The following is a 19,578-nucleotide window of genomic DNA, read 5'->3' as shown; positions in this document are numbered from 1 at the left end:
AGCCTGAAGCGGGGGCGGAGCCTGATCTCAAACGACCGTTCTTGGTACTGACGTCCACAATTGGCAAAGCCTCATCCAAAACCCATCCAGCCGCGTACACGCACCCACGGCACACACTCCGAAGTGCCCCCAACGAGGAAACCGCACATGCCGCAGGACATCGCATTCGCCATCCGCTGGGTCGAAAAGGGCCTGGTGCCCGACACCGTCGTCCGCCAGGGCATCCGCCGCCTGCTGAAAGACCGGCTCGCCGAACTGCACGCCGGCAACGCCCTGGCCGTGGCCGATCTGACGCAAGACTTCGTCGCCCGTATGGCCGCTGAGAACCTGGCACCCCTGCCCGAGAAAGCCAACGAACAGCACTACGAAGTCCCCGCCGCCTTCTTCGCTGAGGTGCTGGGCAATCACCGCAAGTACAGCAGCTGCTACTGGCCCGAGGGCACCCGCACGCTGGAAGATGCCGAGTCCGCCGCGCTGGCTGCCACCTGCGAGCGCGCCGGCCTGGGTACGGGGCAAGACGTGCTGGAGCTGGGCTGTGGCTGGGGTTCGCTCACGCTGTGGATGGCCGAGCGCTATCCGGGCAGCCGGATCACGGCGCTGTCGAATTCGAATTCGCAGCGCGAGTACATCGAGACGCAGGCGGCGCAGCGGGGGCTGGGCAACGTGCGCGTGCTGACGCGCGACATCAACGTCTTCGACACCGACGAGCGATTCGACCGGGTGGTGTCCGTCGAGATGTTCGAGCACCTGCGCAACTGGCCGCAGGCGTTTGCCAATGTGGCGCGCTGGCTCAAGCCTGGAGGGCGCTTCTTCATGCATGTGTTTGCCCATCGTGAGGCGCCGTACCCTTTCGAGGTGCGCGACCCGAGCGACTGGATGAGCAAGTATTTTTTCTCCGGCGGCATGATGCCCAGCGACGACTTGGCGCTGCACTGCCAGGACGACTTGCGGCTGCTGCGCCGCTGGCGCTGGGAAGGCAGTCATTACCAGCGCACGGCCGAGGCCTGGCTGCGCAACATGGACGAGCGACGTGATGCGCTGCGTCCGCTGTTCCAGGCCACGTACGGCGCCGAGGCCAATGTGTGGTGGACGCGCTGGCGGCTGTTCTTCATGTCGGTGGCGGAGCTGTTCGGCTTCGACCATGGGCAGCGTTGGTGGGTGAGCCACTATCTGTTCGAGCGCAGGGCATGAGTGGCGTAACGGAAGTAGCGATTGCGGGCCTGGCATGGACCGTATCGCTGGCGCTGCTGACGTGGGTGGTGAGCCTCGTGCGGCACGACGCGAGCCTTGTCGATCGCATGTGGCCGGTCTTCATCGTGGGCGCGGGCCTCGTGTATTTCGCGCTGCTGCCTGTGCAGACGGTGCGTGGGCTGTGGATGGCGGTGCTTGGCGCAGCGTGGGCTGTGCGGCTGTGCCTGTACATCACCTGGCGCAACTGGGGCCACGGCGAAGACCGGCGCTATCAGGCGATTCGCGCACGCAACCAGCCGAACTTCGGCTTCAGGAGCCTGTATCTCGTGTTCGCCCTGCAGGCGGTGCTGGCGTGGATCGTCTCCGCGCCTTTTCTGCCGGGCATGTTGGCGGCACGACCGCTGGGCGTGCTCGATGTGTTGGGCGTGGCACTGGCGCTGTTCGGCATCTTCTTCGAGGCCATTGGCGATGCGCAGATGGCGCGCTTCAGGGCCGACCCGAAGAATGCGGGCCAAGTGATGGACCGCGGCCTGTGGCGCTACACACGGCACCCTAACTACTTCGGTGAGGCCTGCGTCTGGTGGGGCATCTGGCTGATGGCCATGGGCGGGGCAGGGTGGAGCGGCGCGTGGAGCGTGGTGTCGCCGCTGCTCATGACGTGGCTGCTGCTCAAGGTTTCGGGCGTGCGCATGCTCGAGGCCGACATCGGCGAGCGTCGCCCCGCATACCGCGAGTACATCGCGCGCACCAATGCCTTTGTTCCGGGGCCGGTGCGGCGGTGGCACTATCCGGATCAGTGAAGCCCTCGTTCAAAAGTCTGCTGATGCGCATCGTCCTCTGGAGCACGGCAATCGTCGTGCTGGTCGTCCTCGTGGGCGTGGTGTACGAGCAGGTCGGCCGATACCGTGCGGCGCGCGACTTTCCCGCGCCGGGGAAGATGGTCGACATCGGCGGGCGAAAGATCCAGCTGGATTGCCGGGGCTCGGGCTCGCCCACCGTCGTGTTCGAGGCGGGGCTGAGCGTCGACGGTTCGTTGAGCTGGTCGGCCGTGCAGTCGAAGATCGCGGCACACACGCGTGCGTGCTCGTACAGCCGCGCGGGTTTGATGTGGAGTGACGCTTCGGATGCGCCCTATAGCGCCAGGCAGGTGGCACAAGACCTTCACGAAGCGTTGACCCGCGCGGGCGAGCACGGCCCCTTCGTGCTGGTCGGCCAGTCGCTGGGCGGTCTTTATGCGACGAGCTTCACGAAGTACTTCGGCGCTGAGGTGGCGGGGCTGGTTCTTGTCGACCCATCGCATCCGGACCAGGTCGCGCGTGTCGCGGCTTTCATGACGGAGACGCGGTCGCTGCGCTCTCGCATCGCCGTGTGGCTTGCGTGGTCCGGCCTGTTGCGCGCGGCGGCCCCCTCGCTCTTGCCGCAGGCTCCGAACCAGACGGCGCGCGATGCGCAGGCGGTTCACGCCTTTGCGCCGAAGTCGATGGTCACGCAGCTGGCGGAGAGCGATGCGACCGATGCGTCGCTCGCCGAGGCCGGTGCCTTCCGGAATCTGGGCAACCGGCCGCTGGTGGTGCTCACCGCGATGGCGCCTTACACCGAAGCGGAACTCCGGGGAATGAAGATCACGCCTGAGCAGGGCAAGCAGGTGCAGGCCATCTGGGAGAAGCTGCACGAGGACATGGCGACATGGTCCTCGCGAAGCACGCACCGGCTGTTGCCGAACGCCGGGCACGACATCCAGTTCGACGACCCGGCTGCGGTGATCGACGCGGTGCTGTCCGTCGTCGAAACGGTCCGTGCGGACCGCGACAACGGGTCGCACTGACGCTACGCCTCACCAGCGGATCTTCACGCCCACGCTGCCGTTGACTCCGCTCTTCGTGCGCGTCGCGCCGCCCGAGTCCCACAGTTTGCCCAGTTCCGCATACACGCTCGTGCTTTGCGTCAGCTGCAGCGTGGCGCCTACCGCGAGCTCGGTGCTCGTGCCGCCTGTGCGTGTGGCAATGTCGGTGTACGCGGCCGGGCCGATGAAGCGGCTGACATCTGTGCCGCTGCTGCTGCGGTAGACATTGGCTCGCACATAGGGCTGCAGCAGGCCGGCGGAAGTGGCGATCTCGCCCTTGACTCGCACGCCCGCGCGCGCCAGCCAGCCGTTGTGGCTGTCTTGTTGCACCAGGGCGCCCGTGATGCTGCCGTCGTCGAGGTTCACGCGCTGATGCACCAACTGCAACTGGGGCTCGATGGTCCAGCCCGGGGCGATGTTGAAGGCCTGGCCCACCTCGATGGAGGCCAGCAGGCTGCTGCCCTTGCCGGAGCTGCCGAAGCCCAGCGTGGGCGACACGGTGTAGCGGTGGCGCCCGGCCTGCAGCACGCCGTCGACGTACAGGCCGCTGTCGTTCTTCCAGGTGGCGTAGGCGCCCAGGTACTGGCTGCGCAGGTCGTTGGAGCCGGCTGCGTAGTTCACGATGCCGCGCGCGAAGCCTGTCACGCTCATGTCGCCGTCGAGCTGGCCGACGTAGACGCCGGCGCGCCAGTTGGCATCGGCCCACAGGTCGGTGCCGGCCTGGAAGCCCGTGAGGCGCCCCTTGCTGGTGGGGCTGACGGTGCCGCTCTGGCTGATGGTGCGGTCGGTGCTGATGATGCGGGCCCAGGCCTGGCGGTAGCCCTGGTCTGGCGTGGCGGTGTTGGCGCCGGTCGGGCCGTCGTCGCCGACGCGCTGATGCATGTTGCCGAGCATCGCCAGGTTGGACTGGCGGAACTGCTCGGGCAGCGCGGCGTAGAGCGGCACTTCGGTGCGGTAGGTGGGCACGGTCACGCCGCTGCCGCTTCCGCCACCGCTGGCCGGTGGAACGACGGTGGCAGTGGAGCGCAAGTACCAGTTCTCGCCCGTGCCACTTGCGTCGGCGGCGTACAGCCGGTACTCGTAGGCGCCGGCATCGACGTGGCCGCCTGCCAGGGCGAAGGCGCTCTTCGTGGTCTGTGCGGTGGTCGTCGCCCCGTTCAGCGCGCTCACGACTTCGATGCCGCTGCCGCTGGTCAGCGCGCCCAGGCCTCCGAGGTTGGTGATCTGCACGTTGGTCGTGCCGCTGGCAATGGCGGTGCTGCCGCTGAGGATCAGCCGGTCGCTTGCGCTGCTGCTGTCGCCCAGCGCCGTGCCAAGGCGCAGCGTGCCGCCGCTGCCCACCCACGGGCCGGTCACCGTGAGGGTGGTTCCGGGCACGGTGCCCACCAGCGAGACGGTGCCGCCGTTGGTCATCGACGCGATGGTCTGGCTCCGGCCGGCCAGGTCGAGCGTGGCGCCCGATGCGACCGTGAAGGCGCTGGCGCTGCTGAGTGCGTTCGCCGCACCGGCGCGCAAGGTGCCGGCGGCGACGTTGGTGGCGCCGGTGTAGATGTTGGCGCCGGCCAGGGTCAGGGTGCCTGCGCCACTCTTCACCAGGTCGCCGGCACCCGAGATCGGGCCCGACCAGCCCATGTCGTGGCCGTTGGTGTTGATGGTGCCCGTGCCGCCCAGAAGCAGGGCATTGCTCATGCTCAGGCCGTCGGCGCCGGCAATCACGCTGGCGGTGGCGCCGCTGTCGATGGCAACGGCGCCCGTCAGCGCCGCGCCGGCGTTCAGGGTCAGGCTGTTGCTGCCGCCGGTGAATTCCACGGCCGACGCACGGGTGAGGCCGTCGCCGGCCAGTCCGCCCGAGATGGCGCCGCTGTTGGCAATGGTGAGGTTGGCGCCCATCACGCCGACGCCGCCCACACCGTTAGCGCCGCTCGCGCCTCCGTTGCTGTTGGCGCCACCGGTGCTGCCGGCCCCGCCGGTGATGGTGCCGCTGTTGGTGATCGTTGCGCTGGCACCCGTGGCCCACAAGCCGATGCCGCCGTCGCCGCCGGCCCCCGGCGCACCGGTGCCGCCCGCGCCGCCGCCACCGGCTCCGCCTGCACCCCCTGCGCCACCAGTGACCGTGCCGGTGTTGGTCACCGACACCGCGCTGCCGGCCAGCGTGATGCCGTTGCCGCCGGCCCCGCCGCCGCCGCCCGATGCGTTGCTGCGCGCCGGCAGCAGTTCTGCCCCGCCGTTGCCGCCCGCACCGCCAGCGATGGTGCCGCTGTTGGTGAAGGTGAGCCCCGCCGTCGTGGCATTCAGGAAGAACCCGCCGCCGCCGCTGCCGCCGCCGCCGGCTTGCGAGAAGGCATTGCCGCCATTGCCGCCCGCGCCGCCCGTGGAACTGCCGGAGGCCGTGTAGTTGCCGGTCGGCCCGATGAGGATGGAGCCGAAGCCGCCCGCGCCGCCGCCGCCGGCAGCCCAATAACCGTTGCCGCCCAGGCCTCCGGTGCCGCCGGTGTAGCTGTTGGAAGAGGAGGCAACGGCGCTGCCGATCGACGAGCCCTGGAATCCGCCGCCACCGCCGCCGCCGTACCCGTTGCCGTTGGCTGCGTCGCCGGTCTGCGATTGGCCCGCGCCGCCGTTGTCGCCCTGCAGTACGCCGGGGCTGACGACGTTGCTGGTCGTGCCCGCCGCGCCGCCCGTGCCTGCGGTAGCGCCGGCAAAGGAGCCGATGTTGGCAGTGGAGCCCGCCGTAACGCCGGCATCGGTCGACGATCCGCCGGCTCCGCCGTTCGCACCCACCGTGGTGTCGTTGAGCCCGCCGCTGCCACCGCTGCCGTTGCTGCCGCCCGCGCCGGCGTGCAGCGAAGGGTCGCCGACGGGCTGCCCGCCAGCGCCGCCGGCCGCCATCGCCGGCCCGGCGCCCAGGAGCAGCACCGCGACGGCGACTGCCCCCAGTTCGCCCAGTCTGGCCGATCGCGCGTGGCCGCGAGATGTTTCAGGAGCGGCTACCCAAGTGCCGAGCGTTGGATTCCAGAGGGTGCGAAAAATCTTGTTCATGGCTTCAATTTGTTCGTTTGTTGTTACCTGACAGGCAGGCTCCCGTGCGCAGGTGCGCTCTCTCTTGCGTCTGCGCGTTCCGTCGTTTTCCATTTACAAGTCAAAAATGTAAGTACGCGTACACGCTGGCGATATGCCTGAAAGCGGGTACCCCCTGAGGGAGTGATAGGCGAGGAACGGGAGCACCAGGCCCGTCCCGAGGCTGCGTACTGAGGCCTACGGCACTACAGGCGCAGCGCCGTCTGACGCAGGTCTACCCTGAACTGCGTCTGAAAGTAACCAATGATTCGCGACGGATACAAAGATCCGGCTCGCGAGGCGAGCTACGTGCCCGGCCTTTGGGAGATCGCCAGGCGCGCGGCCAGGCCGGCCAGCACCGAGCCCATCGCATAGCGCTGCACGGCCAGCCAATGCGGGTTGTGCTCGAACCATCCGGCAATGCGGGAGGCAGACATCGCCATGGTCAGCAGCACGACAAAGCTGATCGCGATCTGCGCGACGCCGAGGATCAGGCTCTGCGCGAACAAGGAGCCGTGCTCCGGCGAAATGAACTGCGGGAACAGCGAGAGATAGAAGAACGCGACCTTCGGATTCAGCAGGTTCGTCAGCAACCCCATGACGAAGAGCTTGCGGGGCGAGTCATGCGGCAGCTGCCGCCCCTGAAACGGCGAGCGCGCGCCGGGCCGAACAGCCTGCCAGGCCAAATACGCCAGGTACACAGCGCCCGCCCACTTCAGCAGCTCATACGCCAGAGGCACCGTCACGAACAGCGCCGACAAGCCCAGTGCAGCCGCCATCATGTGCGCGATGAATCCGGCGAGCACGCCGAGCAGCGAAACAAAACCGGCCTGTCGACCCTGGCAGATCGACCGCGAGATCAGATACACCATGTTGGGCCCAGGCGTGATAGCCAGCAGAACCACGGCACCGGCAAAGATCGCCAGATCGGTCAGGGGGACCATGGCAGCCTCCGTGCGGAAGACGACGTGACGATGCGCAGCACCGCGGCGCTTGCTCCATCGCTCTGCACCACGACCGGTCCGTTGTGATGCAGCAGCAGCGATTCGCCGCTGGCGACGAAGTGGTCGTCGAGATCGCCGGGTTCGGTGAGCCACACGCGGCCGCTCGTCACTTCGAGGCGTGCGCCGGCGCGGTGGCGCAGCGTGCGTGCCTCGCCGATGGGTAGCGTCATGAGAGACGGGGCGGATGCGCCGTGGCGTGTTCCGGGCGATGGGGTGTGGGTGAGTGTGTTCATGGACTCGACAGTAGAGATCGGGCCCCAAGTCGCACAGCCACAGGCATTCGCCATCTGGAGTGGTACAGACCGGGCGCAGCCGCATCTGTGCCAGTCGCGGCGGCCGTCATCTGTACCTGTCGGGCCACTTCGGCGCGGTACAGAATGCGGCCATGCCCGAGCACGACCAAGCCGAGGTGCTGTATCTGCAGATCGCCGAATCGATCGCCATGCCGATCCGCACCGGCACGCTCGCGCGGGGCGAGCGCATTCCGTCGGTGCGCGAACTGGCGCGGCATCACAGCGTGTCGCTGGGCACGGTGGTGCAGGCCTACCGCATGCTGGAGGATTCGCGCCTGATCGTGGCGCGCCCGCGCTCGGGCTACTTCGTCGCGGCCCGCCCGCCGAGGCCGCCCGAGCCAGAAACCTCGAACCCGCCTGCGGACTCGATGGCAGTGGACGTCAGTTCGCTCGCAGCGCGCGTGATGCAGCTCGCGCACGACCCGGGCTACGTTTCCTTCGGCGCCGCATGCCCGAGCGCCGACCTGTTTGCCGAAGAGCGCGTGCGCCGCGCAACCAGCCGCGCCGTTCAGCGCCATCGCGCAACGCTCACCCAATACATCGTCGGCTCCGGCGATGAGAGCCTGCGCCGCGCAATCGCGCGCCATGCGCTGCGCATGGGCTGCCAGCTCGACGCGCGCGACATCGTCGTGACGAACAGCTGCCTCGAATCGATCACGCTCTGCCTGCGCGCGGTAACGCAGCCCGGCGACGTGGTCGCACTCGAATCGCCAACGCTCTTCAGCTTTCTGGAGATCCTCGAAGACCTGCACCTGCGTGCGCTGGAAATTCCGACGCATCCGCGCACCGGGCTCTCGCTCGACGCGCTGCAGCTGGCCTTCGAAACGCAGCCGGTGAAAGCCGTGCTCGCCGTACCCACGCTCTCCAATCCGATGGGCGCGAGCATGCCGCCGGCCGACCGGCGCCGCCTCGCGCAGATGGTTGCCGAGCGTGGCATCCCGCTGATCGAGGACGTCACCTACAACGACCTTGCCGAGCAGGACGAGCAGCGCCGTGCCGTGCGCTCCTTCGACACCACGGGGCACGTGATGCTGTGCTCCTCGTTCTCCAAGACGGTCGCACCGGGGCTGCGGCTAGGCTGGGTCGATGCCGGGCGCTGGGGTACGAAGGTCGCGCGCATGAAGCAGGTGACCAGCGGCAGCCAGTCGGCGATGCTGCAGCGTGCAATGGCCGACCTGCTGATGCAGCCGGGCATCGAGGCCAACTACCGCCAGATGCGCTCGACCATCGCGGCGCGCGTCGATGAAGTGCGCGGGCTCATCGCGCAGCACTTTCCGAAGGGCACGCGCGTCACCGATCCTCCGGGCGGGTTCATCCTGTGGGTCGAACTGCCGCACGGCACCGATTCGCTCGCGCTGTTCCAGGCCTGTCTTGCCGAAGGCATCGTCATTGCTCCAGGCACGATGTTCAGCGCCACGAACCACTTTCGCCACTGCATCCGGCTGGGGCTCGCCGGCCGCTGGGACGACGCCCATCGCCATGCACTGCGGCGTGTGGGCGCGTTGGCGGAGGCCATGTCAACGCTGCGCTGAACGACTGGTGCGTTTCTTCTGGCCGTGCCCGAGGCTTTGGAGGTACGCGCAGAACATGTCGGCCATGGCGTCTGCGTAGGCTTCGATCTCCGCGTCGGTTCGCGGGCTTTCAGAGAACTGCTTTCCCACCGCGCTGAACGTCGTCGTGATCAGGTCGCCGGCCAACGCGCGCGTGGCTTCGGAGGCATCGGGCAGGGCCTCCCGCATGAAGGCCTGCACGGTGCGGTCTCCGGCGGCCCTGGCCTCATGCGCCTCGGGTGCGTCCCGGTAGAGCGGGGCGGCGTCGCTCAGCGCCACGCGCATTCCGGCTTCTTCGCACTCCGAGCGGATGAAGGCGTGCACCAGCATGCGCAGCCGCTCCAGCGGCGGCCTTTGTGCGTCTTCGAGGATGCCGCACAGCATTTCCGTCGTCTGCCGCCATTCGTCGCTCTGGAGGCGAAAGAGGATCGACGCCTTGTTCGGAAAGTACTGATACACCGACCCGACACTGACGCCGGCCCTCTCGGCCACTCGCGTAGTGGTGAAGCGGTTTGCGCCTTCCTTCGCCAAAACCTGAAGGGCGGCTTCGAGGATCGTGGCGACGAGCCCGGTCGAGCGGGCCTGCTTGGGCTGTCTTCTAGAGGAGATCGGTGCGCTTCGGCGTTCGGTCATCGGTGGGGCTCGCAACGCGAATAGGAAATGTGAATGTTCCTTCATATTATGAGTGCTCGTTCACTCCAACACGAAGACCCCTGTGACAACCCTGACCACCACACCGCTCGAGCCCTTGCTGGAGCGCCTGTTCGAAGAGGCCGCCGCCGCGTCGCCTGCAATGAGCTCCGCAGTTGCCGATCTCTCCAGCGAAGAGCGCACGCGCCTGATGCGCAGCAAGACCGACTACCTCGACTTCTACGCAAAGCTGAAGGACGTTCCGCTCCCCGTTTCGCGCGAGACGAGCGCGCTGCTCTACATGTTGGCGCGCAACAGCGGCGCGCGAACCGTCGTCGAGTTCGGAACCTCGTTCGGCATCTCGACCCTGCACCTCGCCGCGGCCCTTCGGGACAACGGCGGCGGCCGCCTCATCACCACCGAGTTCGAGCCGTCCAAGGTGGCGAGGGCTCGCCAGAACCTGGCGGCCGGAGGCCTCGACGACCTGGTCGAAATCCGCGAGGGAGACGCGCTGCAGACGCTTGCCGCCAACCTCCCGGATTCGATCGACCTGCTGCTGCTCGACGGCGCCAAGGCGCTCTATCCCGAGATCCTGGAGCTGGTCGAAAGCCGCCTCAGGCCGGGCGCTTTCATCGTCGCCGACAACGCCGACTACAGCCCCGACTACCTGGCGCACGTGCGCTCGCCTGAAGCGGGCTACATGTCCACGCCGTTCGGCGGAGATGTCGAACTGTCGATGCGGCTCGGCTGACAACAACACCGGCGCGGACACAGCGTCCGCGGTGCCAGTCGCACTGGCCGTAAGCGTCTGACGTCAAGCAACGCACTCAACGATCCTCGTCGATCGGAGTGCGTTCGTTTGCGCGCTTCCGTCGATGGGGAACAGCCTGGACAACACCATGACTTCTCAATCGACACAGTCGACAACATCTTCGACACGTCACCCGGCGCAGGGCCGCCTGCTGCTGCTGACGGCCATCCTCTTCATTTCCTATCTTTGCGTCGGCATGTCATTGCCCATCGTGCCGATCTTCGTGACCGGGCGGCTGGGGCTCGGCAATGTGTGGGCCGGGCTCGGCGTCGGCATCGCCTTTCTTGCCACCGTCGTCAGCCGGGCGCATGCCGGCAGCCTTTCGGACCGTCGCGGGGCCAAGGTCGCGGTGGCGCGCGGGCTGGCTTTCTATGTGGGCGGGGCGGTGGTCTCGCTGATTGCGGGGCTGTCGTTTCTGGCGCCGTGGACGGCCTTCCTGATCCTCATTGCAGGCCGGCTGCTCATCGGGCTTGGCGAGAGCCTTGTTGCGGTCGGCGTGATCGGCTGGGGGATCGGCCTCGTCGGTCCCGCCCGTTCGGGCCACGTGCTGGCATTGGTTGGCGCCGCCATCTACGGCGCTCTGGCAGTTGGCGGGCCCATCGGCCTGGCGTTGCTCGACCGGTTCGGATTTGCCGGTGCGATGGGCGTCAGTGCGATCCTGCCCTGCCTCGGGCTGCTGACCGTCTGGCGCATCGCAGGCGTTGCCGCGCACCCTGGCACAGAGCGCCCGCCGTTCTGGCGCGTGATCGGCAGGATCTGGCCGCACGGTTCCATCGTCTGCCTCCAGGGCATCGGCTTCGCCGCGATCGGGGCGTTCTTCACGCTCCATTTTCTGGATCAGCACTGGCGCTATGCCGGGCTGGGCCTGACAGCCTTCGGCAGCGGATTCGTTCTGGTCCGCGTGCTCTTCGGCCATCTGCCGGACCGCGTGGGCGGCCTGCCCGTGGCGATCGGATCGCTCGCCGTCGAGACGCTCGGCCAGGTCCTGATCTGGAGTGCGACCGATCCGGTGCTTGCCCTTGTCGGCGCGTTTCTCACAGGGCTCGGCTGCTCGATGATCTTTCCGGCCATGGGGCGCGAAGTCGTGCGCCTTGTGGAGCCGCATCTGCGCGGCACGGCGCTGGGCGGGTTCTCGGCATTCCAGGACATCGCCTACGGCCTGACGGGTCCCGTGGCCGGGCTTCTGGCCGACCGGGCGGGTTACAGCGGCGTCTTCCTCATCGGCGCAGGTGCTGCGGCGGCGGGTCTTGTGATTGCGATCAGTCTCCGCCAGGTGCAGAGAGTTGCTCCAGGTTGATTTCGCAGGCCGCCTTCAAAGCGGCCGCGACCTTCTCCGGCTCCAGGCGTAATTCCGCGATGTCGCGCTCCCCGACGCAAAGGCCGTCGAGCCGCACGTAGATGCGTGAGAAGTCGCCACCGAGCGCCCGCGCCACGTCGCTCAGGCAGTCGGCAAGCGTGGCGAAGCCGCCGTCGCGGTACGAACTGGGCGGTATCACGCCCTTGGACCGCGGCGCGCGAACGGAATACGCGTACGCCGCCGCTTCCTTTCGGAGCTCCACCACGGGCTGCAGGCAGCGTTGAACTTCCCCGGTCTTTTTCATGGACTCAGTTTAGATGTGGCGCTGCGCCCCATCCAGCTAGCGCGTGCGCTGCTTTGCAACGAATTCCGGCGTCACCGTGCCCTGCTTGTTGCCGAACTGCGCGATGACGTAGTTGGCGAGCGCCGCGACTTCTGTGTCGGTGTAGGCCTTGCCGAACGCCGGCATGTAGACCTCCCTGTCGTGCACGTGCATCCGCACGCCCTGCAGGATCATCTGCGTGACGTTGGAGCCGTCAGGGTCGTTCACGCCGCGCGTTCCAAGCAGCGACGCGTTGGCGGTCTGCTGGCCTTGTCCGTTCCACTGGTGGCAGCTCGCGCATGCCGCCGCGAAGAGCCTCAGGCCTTGCTCGTGGCCTTCGGCCGTGTTGGCGGCAGGCGCCGCCGCACTCGCGGCCACGGCCCATGGCGCCTTTGCGTCGACCTCGATCGGGTCTTTGCCGGCCTTGGCGGGCACCGTGCGCAGATAGCTCACCAGCGCCGAGGCGTCCTCCGGCTTCAGGTACTGCAGGCTGTGCTCCACAGCCTCGCCCATGGGGCCAGAGGCCGAGCCGCGGCCATCGGCGTGCCCGGTCGTCAGGTACGAGGCAATCTCTGCATCGCTCCACGCGCCGATGCCGTTCTTCGCATCCGACGTGATGTTGTAGGCGCGCCAGCCCTGGATCGATTCGCCCGCGAGGTTGTTGCCCGCATCCATCGCGAATGCGAAGTTGCGCGGCGTATGGCATTCCGCGCAGTGGCCCAGCGCCGTGGCGAGGTACTTGCCCTGGTTCCACGCAAGCGGCTTCGACGCGTCGGCCTCGAAACGGCTGCTCTTGAAGAAGGCCGCGTTCCAGAAGCCCATGGCCCAGCGCTGGTTGAACGGGAAGCCCAGGTCGGCCTCCTTGTTCGGCTGGTTCACCTTGGGCAGGCTGAAGATGTAGGCCTTGATCGCGAGCACGTCGTTGCGGCTCAGCGTGGTGTACGAGGTGTACGGGAACGCCGGGTACAGGCGTTTGCCGTCGGCGCGTACGCCGTCGTGCAGCGCGCGCACGAAGTCATCGTCGCTCCATTTGCCGATGCCCGTCTCCGGGTCGGCGGTGATGTTCGACGAGTAGATCGTGCCGAAGGGCAGCACGAAGGGCAGGCCGCCTGCAAAGGGCTGCCCCTTGCCGCCGGGCACCGTGTGGCAAGCGATGCAGTCGGCGGCCTTGGTGAGGTATTCGCCGCGCACGAGCAGCGCCGCGTCGCTGGGTGCGCCGGCCAGCACCGGCGCCTCGCCCTCGGACTTGTCGGTGCGGTTCAAAAAGAAATACAGCGCCGCCCCAACGACGAACACCGCCACCAGAAGTTTGAGAAGCCGCTTCATGCTGCGCTCCTTTCGCCGAGCCCGGTGGGCCCACTGGGTTCGGCACTGGCGATCTTTTTCTTCAGCGCTTCCTTGTCCTGCGCCAGCAGCGCGCGGTTCACCGGCAGCTCGCGCAGGCGCACGCCCGTGGCCGCGAAGATCGCGTTGGCCAGCGCCGGTGCGGCAATGGCGGTGCCGACTTCGCCAAGCCCGCCAGGGGCCTCGCCGCTCTTGACGGTGTGCACCTCTATCGGCGGTGCCTCGTTGATGCGCAGCATCCGGTAGTCGTGGAAGTTGCTCTGCTCGATGGCGCCGTCGCGCACCGTGATTTCGCTGAAAAGCGCCGAGCTCAGCCCGAACAGCAGCCCGCCCTGGATCTGCGCCTCGATGGAGCTCGCGTTCACCGCAATGCCGCAGTCGAGCCCGACCACCGCGCGCCGCATGCGCACTTCGCCCTGCGGCGTGACCTCGGCCTCGACGATGGCGCACACGCGGCTGCCGAAGGCATCGCCCACCGCCACGCCGCGCCCGACGCGCGCCGGCAACGTGCCCTGGCCCCAGCCGATCTTGCTTGCCGCCAGGTCGAGCACCGCGAGCGTGCGCGGGTTCTTCTTCAGCATGGCGCGCCGGTAGGCCACCGGGTCTTTCTTCGCGCGGTGCGCCAGCTCGTCGATGAAGCTCTCCATCACGAAGAGGTTGTGCGTCGGACCCACGCCGCGCCACCAGCCGACGTTCAGGCCGGCCGGCATGTCGTGCCGTACCCATTCGACCTTGAGGTTCGGCAGGTCGTAGCAGGGCTCGGCAACGCATTCGATCAGGTCGCCGTCCATGCCGTCCTTGCCCATGAAGGCGGGAGCCCAGCGGCCCAGCACCGTGCCGCCCGAGATACGGTCGCCGAACCAGAGGATCTGGCCCTCGCCATCGACCACGGCCGAGATGTCGTCGTGGTACATCGGGCGCACGATGTCGTGGCGGATGTCTTCCTCGCGCGTCCACACCACCTTGAGCGGGTAGGGCACCTGCTTGGCGAAGGCCACGGCCTGCTCGACCGAATCGGTCTCCAGCCGTCGGCCGAAGCCGCCGCCCAGGTACTGGTTGTGCACCACGACCTTGTCTTCGGCCAGGCCGGTGATCTTGGCCGCGGCGCTCACGCAGCGCGTGGGCACCTGCGTGCCGACCCAGATCTCGCACTGGTCGGGCCGCACGTGCACCGTGGTGTTGAGCGGCTCCATGGTCGCGTGGGCCAGCATCGGAAGGTCGTAGGTGGCCTGCACCAGCGTGCCTTCCGGCCGCTTGCCGGCTTCCTTGCCGATGATGGCCTTGTCTTTCGCCAGCGCGTTGGCCAGCGCCGCACGCAACTGCTGCGTGGTGAGCGTGGCGTTCTGCCCCGGCGTCCACTGGATCTTCAATGCATCGAGGCCCCGCTTCGCGGCCCAGAAATGCTCGCCCACCACTGCGACCGCGTCCTTGATGCGCAGCACGTCGATCACGCCGGGAATCGCCCGTGCCGCCTTGTCGTCCACAGAGGCCAGCACGCCGCCGAGCGTGGGGCTGGCCTTGACCGTCGCCACCTTCATGCCCGGCAGCCGCACGTCGATGCCGAATTGGGTGGTGCCGTTGACCTTGCCCGCCGAATCGACGCGCCGCAACGGCTGGCCGATCAGCTTGAAATCCTTCGGCTCCTTCAGCGTCACCTTTTCCGGCATCGGCAGCTTGGCGGCGGCGCTGGCAAGCGCACCGAAGCCGAGCTGCCGGCTGGATGCCGCATGGCTCACCACGCCGCGCGCGACCGTGCAGCTCGCAGCGTCGACCTTCCACTGCGCGGCGGCGGCACTCACCAGCAGCGTGCGCGCCACGGCGCCAGCTTCGCGCAGCACGCCATAGGTGCCGCGCGTGCTGGTCGAGCCGCCGGTGATCTGCCCGCCGAGCAGCGGCATGCCGTAGAGCGCCTCGTTCGGCGGCGAATGCTCCACGCGCACCTGGTCGAGCTCGACGCCCAGTTCCTCGGCCAGCAGCATCGCCGAGCCGGTGTAGATCGCCTGGCCCATCTCGGCCATCGGCATCACGAGGCGCACGCCGCCGTCGGCATCGATGCGGATGAAGGCATTCGGCGCGAATGCCGGGTTGCCGTCGGCGAGCGCGGCGGCCGCGTCGGCCGGCTGCTGCCTGGGGCTGATCGCGGCGAAGGCCTTGCTGCCTCCGACCCAGGTGAAAGCCAGCGCAAGGCCGCCGGCCTGCAGGGCGGCGCGCCTGCTGATGCCACCGATGCCGGCGGCCTTCACGATGCGCTCCTTGCCGGCATCGCGACCACCGACTGCAGCACCTCGGCCTTGCCGGTGGCGGCCTGCTTGATGGCCGCACGAATGCGCGAGTAGGTACAGCATCGACAGACGTTGCCCGACATGGCCAGGTCGATGTCGGCGTCGCTCGGGTTGGGCGTGCGCTGTATCAGCGCTGCTGCCGACATGATCTGCCCGGACTGGCAGTAGCCGCACTGCACCACGTCGACATCGAGCCAGGCCTTCTGGATGCTCTTGCCCGCAGGCGTCTGCGAGACGGCTTCGATGGTGGTGACGGCTTTCTTGCCGATGGAGCCGACCGGCAGTACGCATGAGCGCACGGGCTGGCCGTCGAGGTGCACGGTGCAGGCGCCGCACTGCGCGATGCCGCAACCGAACTTGGTGCCGGTCAGGCCGACGATGTCGCGCAATGCCCAGAGCAGGGGCATGTCCTCGGGCGCGTTGAGGGCAACGGACTGGCCGTTGATGTTGAGATCGATCATGGGCCCCGCCTTTTTTCTGGTTCGCCGTGGGTGGCAGCGCGAACCATAGCGCGACTTCGGAAAGTGCGCTTGGCGGGCAGGGCAACGCTCAACCGGGTTACCCGGATTTCATCGACGGGCGCCTATCGAAAGCACCCGAAGGTATTCATCGCCGCGCAGGATCGTCAGGCGGGCACCTTCTGCGCGGGCGCCTGCAGCGGCGGCGTGCCGGTCTTGAACAGACTTGCCAGCTGCGTGCGCAATTCCGGCGTGTCGGCATGGCCGTGGACGGCCACGGCGTGCTGCACGGCAGCATCGAGCAGTTCGCTCTCCGTGTCGGCAGATAGCGCGACGCTGCAGTTCGTCGTACTCGGGTACTCGCGGCAGTCGATGTATTGGCGTGACATGGTGGCTCCTGGAATGTCCTTACGGACGTGCTTCGAAGATCAGGTTGAACGGGGTCTCGCTGGCGCGGCGGAAGTGCGAGAAGCCGCCTTGCGTGACCACCTCGCGAAGGCGCGCTTCGCCGGCCTGCGCACCCAGGCATAGGCCCACTTCCTGCGAGCGCGAGGCAGGCGTGCAAATGAAGCTCGAGGCCGAATAGAACACGCGCCCTACGGGGTTGATGTTGTCCTCCAGCCGGTCGTTGGCAAAGGGCTCGACGATCATCCAGGTGCCCTGCGGCTTGAGGCTTCGCCGCACGTGCGCCGCCGCGCCGACGGGGTCGCCCATGTCGTGCAGGCAGTCGAAGACCGCGACGAGGTCGTAGTTTTCTCCGGGGAAATCCTTGGCGCTCGCGACCTCGAAGCGCAGGCGCTTTTCATCGTCGACGCCGGCCTTGCGCGCCGTTTCGCGGGCGCGTTCGATCGAAGGCGCGTGATAGTCGAAGCCGACGAAGCTGGACTCGGGATAGGCCTGCGCCATCAGCAGCGTCGATGCACCGTGCCCGCAGCCCACGTCGGCCACGCGCGCGCCGCGCTTCAGCAGGGGCTCGATGCCCTCGAGCGCCGGGATCCACTGGCTCACCAGATTGGCCGCGTAGCCGGGCCGGAAGAAGCGCTCGGTGCCATGGAAGAGGGCCACATCGTGCTCGTGCCAGCCGATGCCCAGGCCCGTGCGCATGGCCTGGACCATCTTGGGAATGATCTTGAACTGCGCCACCGCGATCTGGAAGGCGCCGGGCACGAAGGCCGGGCTGCCTTCCTCAGCGAGCGCGAAGGCCTGTTCCTCGGTCAGCGAGAACAGCTCGCCTTTGGGGTCGTACTCGACGTAGCCGCTGGCGGCCTGGGCCGAGAGCCATTCGCGCAGGTAGCGCGGATCGGTCTCGGTGCGGCGGGCCAGTGCCTCCGCGGTGGAGGGGCCTTCGGCCAGCGCCTTGTACAGGCCGAGCTGGTCGCCGACGACGATGGTTGCCGCGTGCATCACGGCGCCGATGTCGTGGACGAAGTTACCCATGAACGCGTTAAGCCGTGTTTCGTCGATAGCCATGTGTATCTCCTTCGCCGGTGGGCGGCCCGCGCGCCCCCCGCCTGCCTATACTGTTCGCGGCAAAGGGCCTGCAAGCATCCTGCGTCTCGATGCGTGCAGGCGCCATACGCAGCAATGCGTATGCACCGTGAAAGGGGCATGCCATGACGAACCTGACGCGCAACAATCGCGCGAGCGCACTTCGCCTGCTGGAACAACTGGAGTCCGGGCATTCGCCCGTGCGGCATCACGGCGCCGGCAACGATGGCTTGCGCGCAACCCACCGCATTGCAACAAAGGCGCCGGGCCGGCGCGAATTCCGCCGCGCTGCGCTGCAGGCCGACTACTACCGGCGCGCGGGGTTGGAACATGCGGTGGCGGTTGCCTTCCTGTACCGGCTGGCCTGCCGCGCCGAGGCGCCGTTGCCCGAAGCACCGCTTGCCGGCCTCACGCCCCGCGAGGGCGACGTCATGCACTGGCTCTCGCGCGGAAAGACCGATGCCGAGATCGCCGCCTTGCTGGAGATAAGCCCACGCACCGTGCACAAGCACCTGGAGCATGTGTACGTGAAGCTGGGCGTCGAGACGCGCACGGCGGCCGTGATGCGCGCGCTCGGCATGGACAGGAGCCCATAGGGAAGGAGCAGCCGGGGCCGGCCGGCCCTCGCCGTCAGCGCGAGGCTACCGCCACCGGGGCATCGGCCGGCGAGGCAGATCGCCCGATCATCCACGCGCACACCGCCGACACCACGCCCGCGAACAGCACGTACAGGCAGATCTGCCACGGCTCGCCGCCGCCAGACTTCAGCAGCGCGGTCGCGATGATCGGCGTGATGCCCGAGGCGAAGATGCCCGAGAACTGGTAGACGAAGCTGATGCCCGTGTAGCGCACCTTCGCATCGAACAGATCGCAGAACAAAGCAGCCTCGGGCCCATACACAGATGCATACAGGATGCCGAAGGGCACGATGATCGACAGCCAGATCAGCATCACGTTGCCGCCGCTGTGCGTCATGAGCCAGAAGCCCGGGAACGCCGACACCGCAGTAATGAGCGAACCCCACATGTACACCCGGGGCCGCCCCAGCCGGTCGGACATGCGCCCGAAGAAGGGAATGGCAAAGCACATCACCACGGCCGCCGCCATCACGCCCAGCAGCGCTTCGGTGCGGCTGATCTTGATGGTGGTCGTGAGGTAGTTGATGGAGAACACGCCGAAGATGTTGAAGAACACGCCGTCGATGTAGCGCGCGCCCATGCCCTTCAGAACATTGCCCGGGTAGCGCCGGATCATGTCCATGAACGGAATGCGCAGCTCGGCGTTGCGCGCCTTCACGGCCGCGAACTCGGGCGTTTCCTTCACGTGCAGGCGGATGTACATGCCCACCATCACCATCGCGCCGGAGATGAGAAAGGCGATGCGCCAGCCCCAGGCCAGGAACTGCTCGTCGGTGAGCAGCGACGACAGCAGCGCCACCACGCCCGAGGCCAGGCACAGGCCGATGGCCAGCCCGATCTGCGGCAGCGAGGCATAGAAGCCGCGCTTTTCCTTCGGTGCGTATTCGTACGCCATCAGCACCGCGCCGCCCCATTCGCCGCCCAGGCCGATGCCCTGCGCCACGCGAAGCAGCAAGAGCAGCAGCGGCGCCGCGATGCCGATCTGCGCATAGGTGGGCACCAGCCCGATCAGGAAGGTAGCCACGCCCATGATCATCAGCGTGATGATGAGCATGCTCTTGCGGCCGATCTTGTCGCCGAAGTGGCCGAAGATCACGCCGCCCAGCGGCCTCGTGACAAAGCCCACTGCGAAGGTCGTGTACGCCAGCAAGGTCGACACCACCGGGTCGCTGCCCGGAAAGTAGAGCTTGTTGAATACGATGCCGGCCACCACGCCGTACAGGAAGAAGTCGTACCACTCGATGGTGGCGCCCACCAGGGCCGAGACCACCACCCTGCGAATCGCTTTCTCGTCGCTTGCGCTCATGTCGTTGTCTCCGATGAGGTTGTCGTGGCGGCCTCTGCGGGCCTTGGGTTTGCAAAAAACAAAAAAC

General features: G+C 67.6%; 18 protein-coding genes. 7 read left to right on the top strand and 11 right to left on the bottom strand.

Features of this window, described 5'->3' with window-relative positions; translation table 11 throughout:
• Positions 1–147 precede the first annotated feature (147 nt).
• Genes ACN9MV_RS22805 through ACN9MV_RS22795 form a run of 3 tightly spaced genes read left to right on the top strand, consistent with a single transcriptional unit; the run spans position 148 to position 3,016 of the window.
• Positions 148–1,191 (top strand): SAM-dependent methyltransferase, encoded by a 1,044-nt coding sequence (locus ACN9MV_RS22805; protein WP_426389612.1) that lies wholly within the window; start codon positions 148–150, stop codon positions 1,189–1,191.
• Complete coding sequence (locus tag ACN9MV_RS22800) at positions 1,188–1,991, top strand: DUF1295 domain-containing protein (protein WP_426389610.1); 804 nt, start codon at positions 1,188–1,190, stop codon at positions 1,989–1,991. The genes ACN9MV_RS22805 and ACN9MV_RS22800 overlap by 4 nt, the downstream gene beginning before the upstream one ends.
• A gap of 23 nt (positions 1,992–2,014) precedes the next feature.
• Positions 2,015–3,016, top strand: coding sequence for an alpha/beta fold hydrolase (locus ACN9MV_RS22795; protein ID WP_426389609.1), 1,002 nt, complete (start codon positions 2,015–2,017; stop codon positions 3,014–3,016).
• A gap of 9 nt (positions 3,017–3,025) precedes the next feature.
• On the opposite strand, the gene ACN9MV_RS22790 is transcribed toward ACN9MV_RS22795, so the two are convergent.
• The 3 genes from ACN9MV_RS22790 to ACN9MV_RS22780 form a co-directional block, all read right to left on the bottom strand.
• Positions 3,026–6,070: an autotransporter outer membrane beta-barrel domain-containing protein gene (locus tag ACN9MV_RS22790; RefSeq protein ID WP_426389607.1), complete on the bottom strand. Its 3,045-nt coding sequence runs from the start codon at positions 6,068–6,070 to the stop codon at positions 3,026–3,028.
• A 323-nt stretch (positions 6,071–6,393) separates the two neighbouring features.
• The gene (locus ACN9MV_RS22785; protein WP_426389606.1) at positions 6,394–7,032 is read right to left on the bottom strand and encodes a LysE family translocator; all 639 of its coding nucleotides are present in this window, start codon (positions 7,030–7,032) and stop codon (positions 6,394–6,396) included.
• A complete protein-coding gene (locus ACN9MV_RS22780) occupies positions 7,020–7,325 on the bottom strand; it encodes a DUF2917 domain-containing protein (RefSeq protein WP_177192894.1) in 306 nt (101 codons plus the stop codon). The genes ACN9MV_RS22785 and ACN9MV_RS22780 overlap by 13 nt, the downstream gene beginning before the upstream one ends.
• 152 nt (positions 7,326–7,477) lie before the next feature.
• Between ACN9MV_RS22780 and ACN9MV_RS22775 the strand changes: the two genes are divergently transcribed.
• Positions 7,478–8,917 (top strand): PLP-dependent aminotransferase family protein, encoded by a 1,440-nt coding sequence (locus tag ACN9MV_RS22775; protein ID WP_426389605.1) that lies wholly within the window; start codon positions 7,478–7,480, stop codon positions 8,915–8,917.
• Here the strand turns inward: ACN9MV_RS22775 and ACN9MV_RS22770 are convergent.
• The gene (locus tag ACN9MV_RS22770; RefSeq protein ID WP_426389603.1) at positions 8,903–9,568 is read right to left on the bottom strand and encodes a TetR family transcriptional regulator; all 666 of its coding nucleotides are present in this window, start codon (positions 9,566–9,568) and stop codon (positions 8,903–8,905) included. The genes ACN9MV_RS22775 and ACN9MV_RS22770 overlap by 15 nt on opposite strands.
• A gap of 82 nt (positions 9,569–9,650) precedes the next feature.
• Between ACN9MV_RS22770 and ACN9MV_RS22765 the strand changes: the two genes are divergently transcribed.
• Entirely contained in the window at positions 9,651–10,316 is a 666-nt protein-coding gene (locus tag ACN9MV_RS22765) for an O-methyltransferase (RefSeq protein ID WP_426389601.1), read from the top strand.
• A 148-nt stretch (positions 10,317–10,464) separates the two neighbouring features.
• Positions 10,465–11,673: an MFS transporter gene (locus tag ACN9MV_RS22760; RefSeq protein WP_426389599.1), complete on the top strand. Its 1,209-nt coding sequence runs from the start codon at positions 10,465–10,467 to the stop codon at positions 11,671–11,673.
• Here ACN9MV_RS22760 and ACN9MV_RS22755 read toward each other — a convergent pair.
• The 6 genes from ACN9MV_RS22755 to ACN9MV_RS22730 form a co-directional block, all read right to left on the bottom strand.
• A complete protein-coding gene (locus ACN9MV_RS22755) occupies positions 11,636–11,977 on the bottom strand; it encodes a hypothetical protein (protein WP_093059460.1) in 342 nt (113 codons plus the stop codon). The two genes, ACN9MV_RS22760 and ACN9MV_RS22755, sit on opposite strands and share 38 nt — an antisense overlap.
• Positions 11,978–12,013: 36 nt before the next feature.
• Positions 12,014–13,321: a c-type cytochrome gene (locus tag ACN9MV_RS22750; RefSeq protein ID WP_093059462.1), complete on the bottom strand. Its 1,308-nt coding sequence runs from the start codon at positions 13,319–13,321 to the stop codon at positions 12,014–12,016.
• Positions 13,318–15,684, bottom strand: coding sequence for a xanthine dehydrogenase family protein molybdopterin-binding subunit (locus tag ACN9MV_RS22745; RefSeq protein ID WP_371258881.1), 2,367 nt, complete (start codon positions 15,682–15,684; stop codon positions 13,318–13,320). The genes ACN9MV_RS22750 and ACN9MV_RS22745 overlap by 4 nt, the downstream gene beginning before the upstream one ends.
• Entirely contained in the window at positions 15,579–16,082 is a 504-nt protein-coding gene (locus ACN9MV_RS22740; protein ID WP_093059465.1) for a (2Fe-2S)-binding protein, read from the bottom strand. Before ACN9MV_RS22740 ends, ACN9MV_RS22745 begins: the two co-directional genes overlap by 106 nt.
• 164 nt (positions 16,083–16,246) lie before the next feature.
• Entirely contained in the window at positions 16,247–16,468 is a 222-nt protein-coding gene (locus ACN9MV_RS22735) for a DUF1059 domain-containing protein (protein ID WP_093179937.1), read from the bottom strand.
• 19 nt (positions 16,469–16,487) lie between these two features.
• A complete protein-coding gene (locus ACN9MV_RS22730; protein WP_093082067.1) occupies positions 16,488–17,549 on the bottom strand; it encodes a class I SAM-dependent methyltransferase in 1,062 nt (353 codons plus the stop codon).
• A 143-nt stretch (positions 17,550–17,692) separates the two neighbouring features.
• On the opposite strand from ACN9MV_RS22730, the gene ACN9MV_RS22725 reads away from it, so the two are divergent.
• On the top strand, positions 17,693–18,163 hold the full coding sequence (locus ACN9MV_RS22725; protein WP_426389594.1) for a response regulator transcription factor: 471 nt from the start codon (positions 17,693–17,695) through the stop codon (positions 18,161–18,163).
• A gap of 34 nt (positions 18,164–18,197) precedes the next feature.
• Here ACN9MV_RS22725 and ACN9MV_RS22720 read toward each other — a convergent pair whose 3' ends face one another.
• Entirely contained in the window at positions 18,198–19,511 is a 1,314-nt protein-coding gene (locus ACN9MV_RS22720; protein ID WP_093059473.1) for an MFS transporter, read from the bottom strand.
• Positions 19,512–19,578: the final 67 nt, after the last annotated feature.

Origin of the sequence: Variovorax sp. R-27, from assembly GCF_049913215.1 — a bacterium.
Classification (GTDB): Bacteria; Pseudomonadota; Gammaproteobacteria; order Burkholderiales; family Burkholderiaceae_C; genus Variovorax.
This window is presented reverse-complemented; position numbering and strand designations above follow the sequence as displayed.